Origin of the sequence: Myxococcus sp. AM010, assembly GCF_013372585.1 — a bacterium.
GTDB classification, from domain to species: Bacteria; Myxococcota; Myxococcia; order Myxococcales; family Myxococcaceae; genus Myxococcus; species Myxococcus vastator.
In genome coordinates, this window is record NZ_JABXEO010000012.1 from 1 (window position 1) to 17,965 (window position 17,965).

Sequence of the window (17,965 nt, forward strand, 5' to 3'; positions counted from 1 at the left end):
AACTCGACGACGTGCTGCACGGCTTCGGGCGGTAGGAGACTTCGCTCATGCTTCTTGTGCCCTGGCTGACCACCGGGGCGGCGGCCCGTGGGCTTCTTCAGCGGACGCGGCGTGCCGGGGGCATCCGCGGAGGGGGGCTTCGAGGAGTTGCTCGAATTGAGATTCAGCCGCTCCTTGAGCTGCCGGTTCTCCTCGCGCAGCTGCCGGTTCTCCTCGCGCAGTTGCCGGTTCTCTTCCTCCAGGTGTGCGATGCGCTCCAGCGCCGCTTCCAGCAGCGCCTCCAGCTTCGCAATCCGCGCGTCCCGGGGGTCGAGTTCCGCCACGAGTGGCGGTGTGTCACGCCGCGTCCAACACCGTCGAGCGCCGTCCCGCCCACCGTCCGCTGCCCCGATGTCTCCTCAAGCAGGCACCAGCCGGTGAACGGTTACTCGCCATTTTGGGCCCGCCGCTCAAGCCGCCTGTGAGAGCGGCGGGCCCAAAGGGTGCGTCCCTTCCCAGGACTTCCGCGTCTACGGGCTGAACATGCCGGTGAGCACGCTAGCGCGGCCTCGAGGCAGCGAGCGCTTGAACGGGCTCGTCGCGAGGTTCGAGCCGGGCTGGTACCAGCTCTGGATTTCCGCGAAGTACGTCCCGCCCGCCCGCAGCACGTCCGGGGGCAGGTGCACGCTCTGGAGGTCCGTGTGGATTACCGCCACGCGCGACGCGGTGGTGGAGCCGTTGCTCGTGCCCAGCCGGTAGATGTTCACCACGTAGTTCGTGGCCGTGCCGACCGACGGCTTCGACCAGCGCAGCGAGGCGTCTGACCCCACGCCCGTGAGGTTCTGGAACGCGCCGCGCGTGTTCACCAGGGGCGCCACCACCGGCCCGACGAGGGGCTCCACGGGCGCGGCGGTGAACGCGCTCTCCTCCTGCTCCACTCGGATGTCCACGTTCATCGTGTAGGGCGTCGCGGTCCCCAGCGCGTAGCTCTTCGTGAAGCCCGCGGTGGCGGTCGCCACCTTCTGCCACGCCGCCGGGAGCGGGTTGTTGTAGGTCATGCTCCCCGTGACGATGTCCGTCCGCTGCGAGTCAGGATTGAGCTTCACGAGGAGCGGCGGCCCGCTGATGGACGCGCCCGCCGAGCTCAGCGCGGCCGGCCGGGAGGACATCCAGATCTCGTTGTACGTGCTGACCGCGGCCGGGTTCACCTGGGTGCGCAGGGCTTCGAAGGCCGAGCGTCTCCAGTCCACCGAGAAGGTGCCGGTCGCGGCGGGCTGGGTGAAGGTTCCGCTGATGGAGTTGGGCTGCCCCTCCACCTGCGTCACGCTTGAGAGGAGCACCTTGTGCATCGCGCGGTAGGGCACGCCATTCGCGCTCGTCCGAAACCGCATCTGAGCCAGGGAGAGCAAGTCCCCACGGCTGCTATCGAGCAGGACGGGGTTGGCCATTCTGGCGTAATCGAAACTCAATCCCGAGAGCGACGTGGCGCCCGTCAGGGGGCGTCCCGTGGCGATGGAGCCCGCGTAGCCGAACGCGCCCGCATTCAACGAATACACGTCCAGATAATCCTCCGGCTGCCAGGGAGACATGCCGGTGGCGGAAACCGTCATTTGCGTGGGCTGCGAGACGAAGGTGCCATCGCGGCCCCACGCCGTGGAGCCCAGGTCGAACGTGCGGCCGGTGCTCACCAGGTAGCGCGAGCCCAGCTTCAGGTACATGCGGCCGGAAGGGACGTTCGGCACGGAGATGGTGCCGTCCGCGGAGCCCGTTCCCGGGTAGGCCGTGAACGTCCCATTCGATGAATCCCGCGTGTATGCCACCACCGAGGTGGCGGACTGGTCGTAGGGCTTCGTCTCGTTGCCCGACATGGCGATGAAGGTGACCTGGCTGCTCCCGGTGACCTGGGTGGACAGGCCTTGCGTCGATTCAGAGGTCGCGTCCAGCGACGCGGAGACCTCCACCGCGTCAGCCCCGTCGAGCCCTCCGCAGCCAACCCCTGTCATGCCGACCAACAGCCCGACTGAAATCAATGACACTTTCATGGTGAAAGAAACCCTTTCGGCGACGCCATGAAGGCGCCGCGCAGGGAGATTCATACCGGATCGGTCTGACGTTTCCGGGGGCGCTTCGACTCCAACTTTCCCTCGGGGCTGTGAAAGCAAGCACGCTTGTCGGCAGGTGAGCCCGGCAACGGACTCCGTGACGACTGGCGCCATCCGACTGGTGACTGCGGTCACCGCCGGGGGCCTGGAGCGCGTTGCGCGGTGCCATCCCCTCGCCTCCCTGCCTTGCTCCCAGCAGCATGGCGAAAGTCGAGTCTGAGACGGGAGTCCGAATCCTCGGACTCGTTGATGTAGCGTGAGTGCAAGAGGTTGAATTGTTGTCCGTGTTGAGAGCGCGCGGGCTGTACGCCCCGCGACGAAAGTGAGCGAGAGCACATGCAGAGCGACATGAAGGGCATCATCCAGGCGGCGGTGGCGGAGGCGGTGGAGAAGAAGATGGGGCGGCAACTGGAGCTGCAAGAGCGCCAACTGGAACTGCTGGGGAGGATTGCCCACTTCCTGGGCATTGAGTCGGGCCCGACTCCAGTGGCGTCCGCGTCGAAGAGCCTGCCCGCGTCGAAGAGCCTGTCCGCGTCGACGCGCCCGACCTCGGTGCCCGTGCGGAAGTGGGCGAAGACGGATGCCACGGCGAAACCCACGCGGGCCGGACCCTCGCCCCAGAAGAGCCGCGGGCGCCCGCGCACGGCGGGCCGCACAGCGCCGGTTGCCGCAGCCGCCCCCAGCTCCAGTCCCAAACCCGAAACGCCCGCCTCGTACGAGGTGGGACAGGAGGTGCGCTACAAGCAGGGGCGGGGCACTTTCCCGGCGACGGTGAAGGCCGTCGACGAGAAGGCGAAGACGGTGACGGTAGCGCGCGTCTCCGACGGCAAGCAGGTGGTGCGCCCCTTCGACAAAGTGACTCCCGCCTGAGTCTGGGCCGCGAAGCGCCCTCTTCGGAGGGCGCTCCCGCGGCTCGTCGCTACGGCTCGTCGGCCATGGCGTCGAGCTGCCCCTGGGCGGTGGCGCGGTAGTGGGGCACGACTTCCACCTCGAGCACGTCCCGCATCTCCTGGCGGGCGCTGACGAAGTCTCCCTTGTCCTTGTGCTGGTACATCCGGTGCAGCGCGTCCATGAGCCGGCGAGTGCTCTCGCGGATGCGCCGAGACTCTTCTCGCAGCAGGCCCAGCGCCCCCTCTTCCGTGGCGAGTGCGCTCTCGGCCTCGCTGGCGCTGATTCCCACCTGGGCGGCCGTGCGCTTCAGCAGCGCTTTCTCCTTCCGCGTGAGGGCCAGGCGCTCTCCGTCAGTGAAGACACGACGGGCCAGTGCGCGAATCGGCCCCCAGTCAATGGTTTTACTCGCGAGTTAAATTTCCTTTACGAGCGGCCAGGACTTGCAGGTGAAGCCCTGGCTGGGGCGCCTTGCACCCAGGAGAGACGCTCATGGGGCTTTGCCCTGTCCGCTACGAGTGCCAGAGGGCTTCACAGGGAAGTAAGGCCATGTTAATTCGATGGTAAAGTCAACTAGACCTTGCGTGTCCCCGGAGAGTTGTCCGGTAACGGCGAGCCTCGTTGTCCGTGGAGCCGCACCCTTCTTTCAGGAGGATTCACAGCCATGACGAAGCGTTCGGAAGATGAAGTGACGACGGAGGAGTTGCCGCCCAGCCTCCCCACCCTGTCTGCACGCGGTACGTCGCACGTTCACTTCGAGGTGGAGGGCGTGCGATTCGAAGGCGTGAGGGAGTTGGAGGTGCGGCCGAATGGAGAGCGGCTCCTGGAGGTGGAGCGGCGCGTGGCGGATGGAGTGCTTGCCGGCCCGTGCCTGGTCCGCCAGCTCACCAGCCCAATCACGCACATCCAGCGGCAGAGGATGTACGAGGAGGTGCAGTTGGCCTTCCGCCTCAACCACCCCAACATCGCTCGAATCTTCCATGTGCGGGCGGATGACGAGGAGGACGCCGCCTACGCCGTCATGGAGTACGTGGGTGGACCCTCGCTGGAGACGCTGGTGTGCGCGGCGCTGGTGAGAGGGCAGCCCCTCTCGGAGGGGTTTGGCTTGTACGTGGGTGCGGAGGTGGCGGACGCGCTGCACTACGCGCACACGCTGACGTCGGAGAAGGGGGTGCCCCTGGGCATCATCCACCGTGACGTGAATCCCCGGCACCTCGCCTTGGGCCTCCATGGGGAGGTGAAGGTGCTGGACTTCGGCGCGGCGTACTCGCTGTTGGTGGGGCGTGAAGAGTCGCCGGAACTGCTACTCCGAGGCGACGTGGCCTACGCCTCTCCGGAGTACCTGCGCAAGGAAGGGCTGACGCCGCGCTCCGACGTCTTCAGCTTGGGCGTGCTGCTGGTGGAAGTCCTCACAGGTAAGCACCTCTTCGAGGTGCACGACGTCCCGGTGGTGGCGGCGAAGGAGACGCGGCTCCGCCCGGAGGTGCAGCCCTCACTGCCGCTGCAGCAGATGCAGGCCCTCATGGAGACATTCACTCCGGACGTCGTCGAGAAGGCCGTGGGCCACCTCAACGAGGACCTCAAGGCGGTGCTGCACATGGCCCTGCGCCTCAACCCCGAGGAGCGCTTCGCGACGGCGGCGGACATGAGGGATTCGCTGCGGGGTGTCGCCAACGCCCAACTGCGCGAGCCCTACGGGCGCGCGGAGGCCGCCAAGGAGGCAGCCCGTGTCGTGTCCGAGGGCGGGGTGCTGCGCGACGTGGTGGAGTTCGGCGAGGCCGGCCTCTACCCGGAGGGGCTGGAGAAGCACGAGCTGGGGCTCCCGAAGAAGGAGTAGGCCGCCGATGCTCTGCTTTCGCGTACTGCGCAATGGCCAACACCTCGCCACCGCGGGGGTGTCGGACTTCGGTGTCCTCTCCACCATTCTGACGTGGGTGCGCCGCCCTGATGATGAGACGCGCGACAACCCGGAGGTGGACCTCCATGTGGGGGGCTCCGTGGGCAGGGAGTACCGAGAGCACCTGAAGTGGTGTTACGTCAACGACATCCGCGCGGGCGACGTCCTCACGGTGGAGGTGCGTGAGGACTTGGAGCCTACGCCTCCGAGGGAGCGGCGTGTCGACGAGGAGGCGGGGCTGGACGATGTCGGCCGCCTCCGACTGAGAAAGAAAGCCCTGGAGGCGCAGCTCGCCGACTTGAATGAGGAGTTGGCGGAGCGCGGTGCGGCGTAGGCGTAGCGGGGTGCCTCCTTCTTCGGACGGGGAGGCGCTCCGCCATCGCTAGACCGAGGTTCGCGATTCTCGAACAGGTCGTGGAGCAATCAGGCGCGGAGCGAGCGGCGTTGCCTCGGTGGGCTGTGAAGAATGGCTCCCCGCTCACCTGTCGGAGGTGCCTGGTGGTGGTGAGCGGAGTGCGGGCCATCAGACTTCAAGTCTTGACATCCGGAATCTGACCCGCAGCGCAGGCTTGTCAGTTCTGACCCAGTCCGTGACAGAGGAGCGACGTCGAATCCTTGCAATAGCATTAAGCGCACTCTGTTATACACCCGCCGCGAAACCCTCACGAGAAGTGGAGACACCATGCCCCGAAACCTCTCAAGGTCGGCGTTGGCTGTGCTTTTCATTCCGAGCTTGCTGCTCACCGCCTGTGGTGAGGAGAACCTGGCGCCGAGTCCCAGCCTGGACCCGGAGATGGCCCGAGTGCCGGCGGAGGCCCCGCTTCGCGAGGGCTATGTCTGGAACGTGGAGAGGGAGAAGTACGTCCAGGTGACCTATGCCGAGGTGGATGGCCTGGCCATCCACGAGGGCGACATGGTCCTGGGAACGGTGAAGCAGATGGAGGCGCGCATGCGCGAGGTGAAGGCCCTGGGACTGGCGTCTTCGGGCCCCCGAGCCCAGGGCCTCGTCAAGACCGACCCGAACTCCCGCTGGCCCAACGCCGTGGTGCCCTACATCATCGACTCGGGCGTCGCGAACCAGAATCGAATCCAGGACGCCATCAATCACTGGCATGGCCGGACCCACATCCGGTTCGTGCTCCGCACGGCGAGCAACGCGGCGCAATACCCTGACTATCTTCGCATCCAGTCAGGTACCGGGTGTTATTCCAGTTATGGGCGCCAGGGTGGGGAGCAGGGAACGTGGCTGGATGGCAGCTGCAGCACCGGCACCATCATCCATGAACTTGGACACGTCCTGGGGCTCGACCACGAGCACAACCGGCAGGACCGAGACACCTACGTCATCATCCGGTGGGAGAACATGGTGGCAGGCGCGGCGGCCCACTTCACGCAGCACAACAACGAGGATGATGATTATTTTGGTTATGACTACGGGTCCATCATGCACTACGGCCCGATGCAGGGCTCGAAGAACGGTCGGCCTACCATCGAGGCCCGGGGTGGACAGTCCATCGGGCAGCGCAATGCGCTGAGCACGCTCGATGTGGTGACCATGACGCGAATCTACGCCCCGAGGACCATCGCCCTTCGTGCCTCGACCGGCCACTACGTGGTGGCCGAGGGCGGCGGCGGTGGCATCGTGAACGCCAATCGCGTCGCCGTGGGGCCCTGGGAGCGGTTCCAGTTGGTGGACCTGGACGGCAATGAGCTGAAGACCGGCGACCTCGTCCAACTCCAGACCATCAATGGCAACTTCATCCAGGCCACGAACGGCGGCGGCTCGACGGTGGACTCCCAGTCCATGGCGCCCGGCACCTGGCAGACCTTCCGCATGTGGAAGATGACGGGCACGGGTCTCACCACCATCGACGCTGGCGACGGCGTGGTCCTGGGCACACCCACTCCCGGCTACCCCAAGTACTGGGAAGCGGTGGCCGGCGGCGGCGCTGGAGTGACCGTCAACACCGACAGTGCCAACCTGGGCGCCGCGAACATCTTCATCGTGGAGTTCCCGTGAGCGAAGCATTCGCGCGATTCACGCAAGGACCTTCGCCTTGAAACGACACCGGGGATTCGGCCCGTGACGCGGTGACCGAATCCCCGGTGGAGTCGTAGAGCAAGCGGGCGCGGAGCGAGCGGGTGTGGCTCGACCTGCAGCCGTTCGCGAATCACGATCTTCGGTTTAGGGACCGCTCGGGCTGCGGGCGAGTGCTCCGGTACAGGGGCCCGAGGCATGGGGCCCTGCACGTCGGCTCTGCGCTCTGCGCGGAGACGCCGGAGCACCGGCCGCAATCCGCCTGGCGCTGGAGGGGCGGGTGCCTTCGGGGCGCTGCTTCAGCGGGCCAGCTCGGTGGCGACGTGGACGAGGGCGTCCAACTTCCCCTCGTCGAGCTTCCGTGCGACGAAGATGAGCCGGCGCAAGTTGGTGTCGTCCTCCGGGCGAGCCCGTGCCCCGCCGCTCGAGGATTCGGTGAGGCCCATCAAGTCCTCCGGGGAGACCATCAACTCGATGCACAGCTTCTTCATCGTCTCGACGCTGGGAATCATGTGCCCGCGTTCGATTCTGCTGTAGACGACAGAGTTCAGCCCCACGCGGTCCGCGACTTGGACTTGCGTCAGACTCATCTGCTCCCGAGCGAGGCGGACGATGGCGCCCAGGTGCGTTGCAAGCTGTTGGTTCATAGGTGTAATGGAGTATACCTGAGTTTCGAGTTGTCAAGGCAGTATGACTCCCTCAGCGCACGCCCGGCAGGAGTCGGATGAGGGCGAGCGCCTGGTGTGCGTCCAGCTGGCGCACACGGCGCAGCAGGGCCTCCTTGGCGGCAGCGACGACGTCCGGTGGCAGTGAGGAGGGGTAGTCCAGTACCTCGTTGGGCGTAGTGCGGAGGGCGGCGCACAGACGGTACAGCGTCGGGAGGCTGGGGAGTACTCGGCCGCGCTCCATCCGGCTGTAGACGACGGGGGAGATGTTGATGAGGTGGGCCACCTCTGTCTGCTTCAGGCCAGCCCGAAGGCGGGCCGCGCGCAGGGTGCCGCCGACGATGCCAGGCAAAGGACGGGAGGGCTCCTTCGGAGGGGCGAAGCCACGGGCATCAGGGTGGATGTACATTCCAAGCAAGTTGTACATGAGAGTCTAATTGACTTCACCTTATAGTGTGGCTTGGTGCCTCTGTGGCTGGTGTTTGGAGGTGGGGGAAGACTTCGCGCGATTTCCCCGGGCTTCTGGTACCGTGGGCCGGCGTCGGGGAGGGAGCTGCATGCGCGTGGCCGCAGTCCTGCTGTCCTACACAGTCTCCAGGAGGACGTCGCCATGAGGGACAACGGCCCCCCGGCCGTGCTGTCTCCCGGGGACGTGGTGAAGGGCTACACGGTGGTGAGGCACCTGGACCGAGGCGGCTTCGGCACCGTGTACCTCGCGACGAATGACGGGCAGCCCTGCGCCTTGAAACTCGTTGAGCGGCAGCGCGTGGAGGGGCGGGTAGAGAAGGAAATCTCCATCCTCTTGCTCTTGAAGCACCCCAACGTGGTGGGCATTCGCGGCTTCTCCTACTGGCAGGCCGGGGAGCGCGACTTCGCCCTGATTGCCATGGAGTACGTGGAGGGACGGAAGCTGAGCGCGTGGGTGAAGGAGGAGAACCCCTCGGCCCGGCAGGTGGCGAAGGTGACGCTCGACATGGCGCGGGCGCTGGCGGCCTCGCACGAGGCGGGAGTGGTGCACCGAGACGTGAAGGACGCCAACGTCATGGTGCGCGACGCGGACGGCCTGGCGGTGCTGGTGGACTACGGGATTGGGGACTACAAGGGCGCCCCCGGCGTCACCCAGTTCATGTTGCCGCCCGGGACGATGGAGTACCGGCCCCCCGAGGCCTGGCTCTTCATGAGGAAGCACCTGGGACAGCAGTCGGGCGCCCGTTACGTGTCCGTCCCCTCGGACGACATGTGGGCCCTGGGCACCGTCCTCTACCGCCTCCTCACTGCGAGGCTGCCCTTCGACGCTGGGACGGACGCGGAGTACGTCGAGGGCGTCATGGGCAAGTCGCCTGTGCCCCCTCACCTCGTCAACCGCTTCGTCCCGGAGCGGCTGAGTCAGCTGTGCATGCGGTTGTTGGAGAAGGAGCCTGCTGCACGTCCCTCCGCGAGCGCCGTCTGTGCGGCCCTGGAGGAGCTGCTGCCCGGGGCGGAAGGCGAGGCGTGGGACACCCCCTTGTTCGACACGTATGGCCCGAACTCGGCCACCACGGAGAATGAGGGCAAGGTGGAAGGCTTCGCTCGGTGGGCGAAGCGGCCCCTGCGCCAGATGCGCCGTGGCAAGGCGCCCGGGCCGGAGCTGCCGGGCGAAGGCCCGCCCGCGGCCTTGCAGCCCCAGGCCCCGCTGGTGCCTGCGGCCATTCGGCCTGTGGAAGCTCAGGGGTCGGGCTTGGCGCTCGATGCCGGAGTGGGGGCGGAAGCCGCAATGGAGGCGGACGCCGCGCAGCAAGGGGCGCCTGTGGCCCTCGTCGTCGACGTGGAGCGGCGCTCGTTCCTCGCGCGACTCAGGATGGGACGCGTGCTGGGCACGGGGCTGCTGGCCATGGCCCTCGCGTCTGGGGCGTACTTCTCACTGCGGACGGCCTCGCCGCAGCCGCAGGCTGACCCCAGCCAAGAAGTAGCGGCATATGCAAAGAAACCTCAAGCTGGCCAGGCCGCAGCTCCCACCGGGCCGGAGGCAACACCTGCGGCCGTCGCTTCCCCTGCGACGCTTCCCGAGGTGACTGCAACCGTGACGACGACGAAGAGTGACACCCCTTCCTCCCCGCCGGTGCCTGCCAAGAAGGCCACGAGGAGCGTCAGCAGTGCCCTGGCGACGACGGCCCTCTGCGGCGCGCTGGCTTGTTCGGGCCCCCAGGTGCGCCCTGCTCCGGAGCCCGAGCCGTGCCCGGCAGGAGCTGTGGAGGGCATGAGGAAGCTGGGCATGAAGATTGGGGGCCGGGAGGAGGCGGCGAGCTTCGTCCGGGGAGAGCAAAAATACGTAACGGTGAGGGAAGGCACTGCACAGATCGTCCTGGGCTCGGACAAGGCCACTCTGTCTGGGCGACTCGTCATCGCCGACCGCGTCTATGTCCGACTGACTCGAGTGCGATTTCGCGGAGAGAGCTTCCCCGTGTGCTTGGAGGGGCTGGACACCTCTGGCAACCGCGGGTTGGAGATAGAGGGCGGCGGAGGGGATACCGGAAAGGCACGCGTGTACTCTGCCGTTTTGGTCAAGGCGGTGAGTGAGTTTGAATGACATGCCGCTGTTTGGCAGACGCTCATGAGTCGCCAGCGGCGTTGCTGCTGGCTTGGTCGAGGAGAAACGTCGCGTGCATCATTCAGTGTCGGCCGTGCTGCTTTTCCTCCTCCTCGCGGGAGAGGGGGTGGCTCTGGCGCAGTCGCCCGCATCCACCGTGGGGCTGAGCGTTCGCCGAATCGAGCTGGTCTCGGATGATGCTCAGCCCGTGGCTGAAGTAGCGGTGAGCCCAGGACTCTCGACGGTGTTCATCTTCGATTCGGAGGTGAGCCGAGAGGGGGTGACGCTCGAGGGGCGCGAGCGCTTCTCGGTCCTGGATGCCGGCCTCAGTACGTTGCTGCGCTTGGTTCCTTCAGAGCGATTCAATGCGGGAGACCGGCTCAAGTTGACGGTGCGCTTTCAGGATGGTGCGGCCCCGGCGAGTGCGACGTTTGTCTTGGTCGCGCATCCTGCACGGTCAGAAGCGCTCATCGAGGTCTATCGGCGCAAGAGGAGCGTCGAGACGTACCAGGAGGAAGTCCGCCAAGCGCGCATCGAGGCTGAGCAATGCCGAGAGGAGAATGCTCGCCTGCGCGCGGAGCGGAGTGCTCCTGATGGGCTGACGGGACTCATCTCGACAGACGTCCTCAGTAAGCGAGGCGTTGACTTTATCGACGTGACCAAGGGGGTAACCCAGGCCCCGGGAGGGGCAGCAGCCAAATACGCTGTCTATGCATACCGCACAGCCAGTAGGGTGGCTGTTGAGGTCACCCTCCTTCACGTTGGCGACGCTCAGCCATGGACTGCTGCGGGGGCAATGCTCCGTGGCAAGGCCAACGAGGAGCTGAAGGTACTTCAAGTCTGGCAGTCCGGCCCTGTTGCCCCGGGCGCGGATGGCCAGCGCGTGGTGGTAGAGGCTGAGGCAGCATCCGAGGCCCCTCAAGGCCCCTTTACGCTGAAGCTTTGGGACGCGGATGGGCGCCGCACCGTCACCCTGGGCAACGTTACCTTCCCTTAACCTTATCGCGCACTGCCTCCAAGCCCTCTCGTGGGTTTCCGGCATTGGGGTTCGTGCCGAATGCCAACATAAGGTCCAATGGACTATACATATTGGTGTAGTCCATTCTGGCGTTCCCTGGATGCGACGTGTTCCCCACTGTGCTGGAGTGCAGGCGCGCGACTGCGCGCTTCCTTGGTGGTTGCGGAGAGCGCCCAAAGGGCGACGCACTTGACCCACCTTCATAGCTCCGCATCGAAGTAGGCGTTGGGCTCTCGCGCTGCGCAGAGGCCCCTGCGGTGCCGCGTGAGGCGCGTACTGGCGGAAGCCGTGCGCCGAGTAGCAGTCTGCGCTTCGTCGGGCTGCGTGCCTGACGGTCGCTGAGGAGCCCTTCCTCAGTCATCCCTCTTCGCGTTTGCCAAGCCTTCCTGGCGCCGTGACGTGGCACGTCTGCCCATGACCAAGCGCGGTCAAGGTGTCGGTGATGTCCTCAGTGCAATGCATCTACCCGTGGCCCGGCGCCCTGTCGGACCTGTCGGGGAAACTTCGTCCTTCCGACTGCACGGGGAGTTGCATAGGAGGTGCGCATGTCCAGGAGTCGATGTTGGGTCGCGATGTTGGTGCTGCCATTGTTGTTGCCCGGGATGGGCTGGGCACAGGAGTCCGACACCGCTGCCGGCGGGGACTCGGAGGAGACGCTCATTCTCGAGCCCGACGCCGATGCGCCGCCCGAGTCAGAAGACGGCGAGGCCGAGCCCGAGTCGTTCGCGCCCGCTTCGACACCCCGTCGATGGAAGTACCTGTTGCGGATGGAGGCCATGACGCTGACGCTGCAGCCACGGCACGGCGTCGGTGAGGAAGAGGGCTTCCTCCAGATGGAGCCGACATTTGTGGCCGACGGCGGCCCGAAGCTGGGCTTCAACCTGGGCGCGCCTGTGCGACTGCGGTTATGGGGCGGCGCTGAGGGTGGAGGCCCGGTGCGGAAGGAGGACTGGGACACGCTGTCCGACTGGGGCCAGGTGGTGCGCTTCTTCCGACTGGGGAATGAATCGTCCCGGGTCGCACTGTGGGGAGGTGCACTCGATAAGTACAGCCTCCTGTCCGGGCACTTGGTGCGTCACTACTCCAACCGGAGCAACCCGGACTACCACCCGGCGGGAGTCGTGCTGACGGGCACCGCGGGCCCGCTGTACACGGAGGCCTTCACCTCGGACATCCTGGGTGCCCGTCTCATGGGCGCGGAAGTCGCGCTGGACGTGCAGCATGTCCTCTTCGGACGGCCCCGGCGTCCTGGGCACTATGCGCTGGCGGTGTCCGCGGTGCATGACTGGGGACGGGCGGGTGGCACGTCGAAGCCGGTGACGCTGGCACACCTGGACGGCACCGTCGTCGTGGTGTCGCGACGAGACAGCCTGAGTGGCTTCGAAGCGCAGGTATTCGCCGGGTGGGGCGGGCGCCCGGGCGAGGGCGGTGCGTGGGGCGCGGTGGCCGGCGCGGGTGTGGACGCGGTGTCACCCACGCTGGACTTGCGCGCGCGGCTAGAAGTGCGCCGTCAGCACGGCGGCTTCCGGCAGGGTTACTTCGGCCCGGACTACGAGCTCGCGCGCTTCCAGGCGGCGGGCACCGCCGGCCAGCCATTGGCGGACGTCGCGTTCCGCGAGGGGTACTCGGCCTACGGCGAGCTGCTGCTGGGCTGGGATGCGGTGGGGCTGGGCGAGGTGGTGCAGCGGCATCTGCTCCTCACCCTGGGCGTGGAGGCCTTCAATTGGGGCAGAGTGGACGTGGACGGGCGCCTCGGGCTGCAGCTCTTCCAGCGCAGCCTGGAAGTGTCCGTGCAGGGAGTCGCGGTGGGGGCGCGTCAGCCCGGCACACGCTACCTCGCAGCAGGAGAGGTGCGCTGGCGCTTCCTCGGTGGAGGGCTATATGCGCTGGGGCAGGGGGGCACCTTGCTCTACCCGACACCAGAGGGCCCGCTGCGCCCGGGCAGCTTCTTCTCGCTGGGCATGGGGGTGGACAATGCGCGCTGAGACTCGGCTGCTTCGGTGGGTGGGCCTGTGGCTGACCGCCGCCCTTCTTTCAACTGGCTGCGCTTCGCTGCACTCTCCTCGGGTCGGCCACGACGCGACGTTCTCGCACGCCTTGGGCTTCACTCCCTCGCAGCGAGTGAGGGCCGCCGCCACCGCGAGCCTTCCGGAAAGCTCGTCCGGACTGGAGGACGACACGCCGATGTACCGCCGCTCCCCCGCTACCCAGGGGCAAGGAGCGGGGTGGGGGGAGATGACGCCTCTGCGGGCGTCTCATGCCATTGCCGCCGTGTGCGGCGAGCTGCCTTCCGGCTGGCCACACCTGGACTCGGAGGAGGAGGTGCTGGCGCCCTTCTTCGGGTGTACCTCCCCCGCGGCCTTCGTCGCCTTGCAGCGCACGGTGCACATGCCGCGGCTGGTGGAGTCCCTCTCCGACTGGAGTGCCGTCCGGCTAGGCGCCCTGGGGCCGCTGGACGCGAAGGCCTCGGAAGTCCTCAACCGGAAGCGCGCGGCCTTCCTCGTCACCGCCTCCGAGAAGTACGGCCTCCCCTATACCGAGGTGTTCGCCCTCTTCGTTATCCACTCCTCCTTCGATGATGAGCTGCGAGAGGTGCTGCGGCTGCTGGCCCAGGAGAAGCAGTTGGGCGAGACGCTAGGGCAGATGGCTGTCGTCCAAGAGGAGCTGCAACGGCGGGGACTGCCACTGGGGGAGTACCCGGAGCGAGGCGAGCGAGCGAGTGACGTGCTCCGAGGCTTGGGGAGAGCCGGCAGGGACATCCTCTCCAGCAGCCCGGCGAGCGATGGGGCTCGGGGCCAGAATCTCTGGGCGAAACGCGCACAGCTGCCACCGCCCTACCAGGATGCTCTCGATGAAGTGGGGAAAGCGCTGGCAGAGCGGCACTACGCGCCAGGAAGTACAGCGCTCGGGAGCTTCGACCACCTGACGTTCGGCGTGCCGCTGGGCTTCTACCATCTGGCGGCGGGAACGGGACACGGAGCGTACTCGCTGGCCCGGGGCAAGTACGAGCAGGCCACGCGCGAGTTGGCGCCTGCAGCGCTGATGGTGGCCATGTACGCGGGGGGCAAAGGGGCGCGTTACCTGTCCGAGGCTGCAAGAACCGGTCGGCGTATGCCCCTGCCAGCATTGGACCTGGAGGCGTTGAAGACGGTTCTGGGGCGACTCGAGGAGCGACTGGGCGGCGAGGCCATGCGCGACCTGGTCAGGTACATTCAGGCTAGCCGGGACGCGGGGCTTCTGGTGGCCGAGGGAGGAGAGTTCGCCGCGGCGGCGCTCTACGAGGCTCGGGGCAACGTGCCCAAGGCACGCAATGCTTGGATGTCTGTGGCCCGGCCCCCAGGGCCGGGTACCGCTCCGAATGCGAATGGAGCTAGAGGAACTCCCGGAAGTGTGGCTGTTGCAAACCCGCGTGTTCTGCGTGTGCTCGAACAAGTTCGAGAGAGAGCGGCGGATGGTACCTTTCGGCGCGCAGGCAGGTACCATGCACATTTCGGTGAGGCGCGCGTGCTTGAGATTTTGCGCAACCCCGATGCCATCTACGAGTCATCCGGACGAGTAGGCAAGCTCATCTACCGGCAAGGCGGTGACATCGTGGTAGTCGAGGGACCGGGAAGTGGCCAGGGCCAGGTTATCACCGGCTATGGTCCCAGCGGCATCAAAGCTGAGTCTGGAGCGCGAGCACTTGGAGGTGCGCCCACAGATATGGGGGCACCGGTCACCCACGAGATGATTACGGGAGGTACGATTCCAGTCCCTCCAAACAAGCAGAGCATCCCCGCGGCGACCCAGATATGGCCCTCTCCGGACAGTTCCCCATGAATAACACCACTCTTCGTTTGTTCTCGGGTCGTGCCGTGGATGTGGTCCCTGGCCGCACCCTCGCTACGCTGCCTGGTTGGACGATTGACGCGCTCAACGTGGGTCCGTTTCCCTCATCGCCGGGCTACGACGCCCACCTCGCGCGCACGCTAGGCAGCACCTTCGACTGGAGCGACGAGTTTCGGTTCGACAAGGACACGCTTCTACTTGAGACAATTATTCTCAAGGTACCAGAGCGGAACTTGAATCGGGGAGACATCGCGGCTTGGAAGGAGTGCCCCGCTACGCCCGGGCTGTTGCGCCTTCGCGAACACGAGTCATTTTCTTTCGATGAAACGGGTGCACGACACATGGCGCCTGACGGCTCAGCGCTCATCTGCTTCTATGAGGAGCTCACTTCAGAGGGTCACCGCCTGCGCATCAACATTGCGCCATCGCTTGATTTGCTTTGCATTGACGACCGTCATTACGGCTGGATGCTCTCGTGGCCAGCGCAGCATCTCATCCCAGACTCAAGGGGAGGGATATGCTCCCCTCCCTATCTGGAGGACGAACCTGAGGTTGTGCCTCTGGTGTGGGAATACCAGCAGCTCGTTTCGGACGATACGCTCGATAGACTCAATGAGAAGGACCCATCACTCTTGACTGCATTGAAAGCTCTACGAGAGAAGACTGGCCCGTCTGGGACGCTCCCTCGACAAGCGCTTCGGCAGCGCATTGATGCATTGCTCGATACATTCTACTGAGCGTCAGATTAATTTCTGCTGCTGACACGATGACAATCCTGGGGCGTTCTCCGTCCCAGGGTTTCTTCACGTGGGAAAGCGCGTCTGGCTGCCCTTCCTCCGCGCGCGCCGGTACATGCAGTCGCGCGAGTCGCTGTTGGAGTACTCGCTTAGGGCCCGAGCACCAATTACCCAACCTTGGTAGGTGCTCCGAAGTCGGAAAATCGGCCTCCGCGCTCAAGATCCGGACAGGTAGCCTCCGCTCGGGCCCTTAGGGACGCTCAGAAACTACTTAGCTGATTTCTGCGCCTGGAGACCGATTTCCCGGGGTGGGAACGCCTCTCAGGGCGAAGTAAATTGTGAGCGGGCCCTTACGAAGCACGCCTAGGACAATGCCCGAAGGCAAGACTCGAGGCAAATAGGTACTCGCCCTCTCGACACTTTTTTCCCAGACGTAGGGGGCGGAGGCCTTGACTATGTGCTGTACAACTTTGACCCGTCCGCTGCGGACTTCTCGCTGAGGCGCTTCGACGGGCTTGGCGCAGGCGTCTTAGCGTCGACGGGTTCCTCGAAGCTCCATCAACTCTTCAGTAACGAGCGTTGCAGGTAGCGGAAAGAAATCGAACAGCTCATAAAGAGGTCGAACGATTCGGTCGACCAGTTCCGGAAGCGTGTCGCTGATCTGGTCGGCCTGGACAGCGATGCTTGTGCGATAAAGGTCCTGCCGAGCACGGTAGCTTTCAAACAGCGGCCGGCGGCGGTTCCCAAATGAGACTAGTTCACGATTGGTTAGTCCAGTCCACTCAGCAATGAAAATGATTTGCGCCTGCGAATCTTCAAACTGCTGAGCCATGCTTGCTGCGTGCAACAGGATTTCTCCAGTGCGCCATGTTGGGAGCGTAATATCGAAAGCAGTGCCGGGCGATGTGTGACTGTTCTTCCAGCCGTCTTCCTCATATCCGCGAATGAGAAAGAACTGGCCTTGCGGTGATGCACGCCAGAAGTCTGAATGCGCAGGGTCTCGCCCCTCACGATTCCGACCGAGCCAGCACTCCGCATTGCCTTCGAATGGATATGGTGCGATTTCCGGCTTCGTTGGAACCCAGAACGGGGGCCACCCGGTATGCTTTACAACGCCACGTTGTAAAGTTTCGAGCAGCGCAGTCCCCTGTCTTGGTCGAATGTCGCCGATGATCTGATATCCAACTGCATACCGTCCGTGCTGGAGTCGTGCAGTGTGATCCGGCGGCAGCGGTTCTGTTACCTTTCGCCAGCGAGCGAGTGAATTGTCAAGCCAATGTGCTGCGCGATCCAAATCTGTTTCGACAGGCGTAGAGGCGCCGCCGGCAAGAATCGAGCGGAAACGATCGAGCAAATTGTCGCGAGCATTGGAAATGCAGCGGTGGATTAGTGTGTCCCATTCTCGGCCGGTCTGTGGTTGTTCGCTCTGCGGGCCTGGTCGGCGAACGTAGTATGTATTTAGTTGAATTCCCTGGCCTCCTGGGCCGCTGCGCTTCGCCTTAATGGGTGCTTGATGTCCGCCGGGTATGGTAATGACTGGATACGTCAGCTCGGTTCCAGGCCGCGTGACTATCTGCATGTCGCAATGGAAGGTCGGATCGATAAAGTAGTTTACGACGGAGTTGACGGTGTCGGGCGTATAAGTGACCAAGGTCGCTGGTCGTCCCTGCGCTTCAGTGACACCGTCTTCACTGTTCTTGAATCCAATGATGACGAATCCGCCGCCGTGATTTGCTATGGCGATTATGGCCTTTGCCAGTGTAGCTCGGTGTTCTTGGTTGTTTGTAATGTCGAGCCAGCCCTTAAGTTCTACCTCTAGAGTTTCCCGAGGGTCGCGTAATAGGTCGGCGAGTCGGCGTGTGAGTTCCTGTGGTGATGGCATTTGATTGATCTTTGAGCGAGTGCCGCGGTATTCTTAGTGCTTTGCAGGTGAGCTGGGCCGTGACGCTGCAGCGCGTGCTAACAATGATCGTATTTCTGCGAGCCTTCCGCGTCCTTCGCGAACCACATTCCGGCAACATCGCTGGAAGCGGGCTTTAGAGCCGCATGGGCATGGGGAGTTCTTTGACGGCAGAGCTACCTCCTCCTCAAGGAAGCGGTGGACGGATTGTTTCAGTTTGGAGCGGTAGAGTTGCTCGATGCCCGCGAGTCCGTGCGCAAGCGCAGGTCCCGGCCACCGCCCTAGATGCTTGAAGAGAACGATCCGGTGAAGGTGAACAGCTACATGTTGCATGTATCCACGCAGCC

Annotated in this window: 16 protein-coding genes; 9 read left to right on the plus strand and 7 right to left on the minus strand. The window is 65.0% G+C overall.

What is annotated here, in order from left to right:
- Positions 1-323 (minus strand): DUF6444 domain-containing protein (locus HV826_RS08920; protein ID WP_368670877.1); only part of this gene is annotated, 323 nt, incomplete at its 3' end.
- A 186-nt stretch (positions 324-509) separates the two neighbouring features.
- Positions 510-2,021, minus strand: a complete 1,512-nt coding sequence (locus HV826_RS08925) for an ABC transporter substrate-binding protein (RefSeq protein ID WP_176416577.1) — start codon at positions 2,019-2,021, stop codon at positions 510-512.
- Positions 2,022-2,417: 396 nt separating this feature from the next.
- Between HV826_RS08925 and HV826_RS08930 the strand changes: the two genes are divergently transcribed.
- Positions 2,418-2,951 (plus strand): PspA, encoded by a 534-nt coding sequence (locus tag HV826_RS08930; protein ID WP_176416578.1) that lies wholly within the window; start codon positions 2,418-2,420, stop codon positions 2,949-2,951.
- 49 nt (positions 2,952-3,000) lie between these two features.
- Here the strand turns inward: HV826_RS08930 and HV826_RS08935 are convergent, their stop codons facing one another.
- A complete protein-coding gene (locus HV826_RS08935; RefSeq protein ID WP_176416675.1) occupies positions 3,001-3,369 on the minus strand; it encodes a DUSAM domain-containing protein in 369 nt (122 codons plus the stop codon).
- Positions 3,370-3,633: 264 nt separating this feature from the next.
- Here HV826_RS08935 and HV826_RS08940 point away from each other — a divergent pair, with 264 nt between their 5' ends.
- From HV826_RS08940 to HV826_RS08950, 3 genes are all read left to right on the plus strand, one after another.
- Positions 3,634-4,806, plus strand: coding sequence for a serine/threonine-protein kinase (locus HV826_RS08940; RefSeq protein WP_176416579.1), 1,173 nt, complete (start codon positions 3,634-3,636; stop codon positions 4,804-4,806).
- 7 nt (positions 4,807-4,813) lie between these two features.
- Positions 4,814-5,200, plus strand: a complete 387-nt coding sequence (locus HV826_RS08945) for a hypothetical protein (RefSeq protein ID WP_176416580.1) — start codon at positions 4,814-4,816, stop codon at positions 5,198-5,200.
- Positions 5,201-5,581: 381 nt separating this feature from the next.
- Positions 5,582-6,886, plus strand: a complete 1,305-nt coding sequence (locus HV826_RS08950) for a M12 family metallopeptidase (protein WP_368670880.1) — start codon at positions 5,582-5,584, stop codon at positions 6,884-6,886.
- Positions 6,887-7,203: 317 nt separating this feature from the next.
- Here HV826_RS08950 and HV826_RS08955 read toward each other — a convergent pair whose 3' ends face one another.
- Positions 7,204-7,551: a helix-turn-helix domain-containing protein gene (locus HV826_RS08955; protein ID WP_176416582.1), complete on the minus strand. Its 348-nt coding sequence runs from the start codon at positions 7,549-7,551 to the stop codon at positions 7,204-7,206.
- A 52-nt stretch (positions 7,552-7,603) separates the two neighbouring features.
- Positions 7,604-7,921: a helix-turn-helix transcriptional regulator gene (locus HV826_RS08960; RefSeq protein ID WP_255217117.1), complete on the minus strand. Its 318-nt coding sequence runs from the start codon at positions 7,919-7,921 to the stop codon at positions 7,604-7,606.
- A gap of 258 nt (positions 7,922-8,179) precedes the next feature.
- On the opposite strand from HV826_RS08960, the gene HV826_RS08965 reads away from it, so the two are divergent.
- From HV826_RS08965 to HV826_RS08985, 5 genes are all read left to right on the plus strand, one after another.
- The gene (locus HV826_RS08965; RefSeq protein ID WP_176416583.1) at positions 8,180-10,135 is read left to right on the plus strand and encodes a protein kinase domain-containing protein; all 1,956 of its coding nucleotides are present in this window, start codon (positions 8,180-8,182) and stop codon (positions 10,133-10,135) included.
- Positions 10,136-10,208: 73 nt separating this feature from the next.
- Positions 10,209-11,132: a DUF2381 family protein gene (locus tag HV826_RS08970; RefSeq protein WP_176416677.1), complete on the plus strand. Its 924-nt coding sequence runs from the start codon at positions 10,209-10,211 to the stop codon at positions 11,130-11,132.
- 566 nt (positions 11,133-11,698) lie between these two features.
- Complete coding sequence (locus tag HV826_RS08975) at positions 11,699-13,138, plus strand: hypothetical protein (RefSeq protein WP_176416584.1); 1,440 nt, start codon at positions 11,699-11,701, stop codon at positions 13,136-13,138.
- A 250-nt stretch (positions 13,139-13,388) separates the two neighbouring features.
- Positions 13,389-14,972, plus strand: a complete 1,584-nt coding sequence (locus HV826_RS08980; protein ID WP_176416585.1) for an HNH endonuclease — start codon at positions 13,389-13,391, stop codon at positions 14,970-14,972.
- Positions 14,969-15,718, plus strand: a complete 750-nt coding sequence (locus HV826_RS08985) for a hypothetical protein (protein WP_176416586.1) — start codon at positions 14,969-14,971, stop codon at positions 15,716-15,718. Before HV826_RS08980 ends, HV826_RS08985 begins: the two co-directional genes overlap by 4 nt.
- Before the next feature lie 529 nt (positions 15,719-16,247).
- Here the strand turns inward: HV826_RS08985 and HV826_RS08990 are convergent.
- Positions 16,248-17,600, minus strand: coding sequence for a helix-turn-helix domain-containing protein (locus HV826_RS08990; protein WP_176416587.1), 1,353 nt, complete (start codon positions 17,598-17,600; stop codon positions 16,248-16,250).
- 33 nt (positions 17,601-17,633) lie between these two features.
- Positions 17,634-17,951, minus strand: a complete 318-nt coding sequence (locus HV826_RS38030) for an SEC-C metal-binding domain-containing protein (RefSeq protein WP_368670881.1) — start codon at positions 17,949-17,951, stop codon at positions 17,634-17,636.
- Between the last annotated feature and the right edge of the window lie 14 nt (positions 17,952-17,965).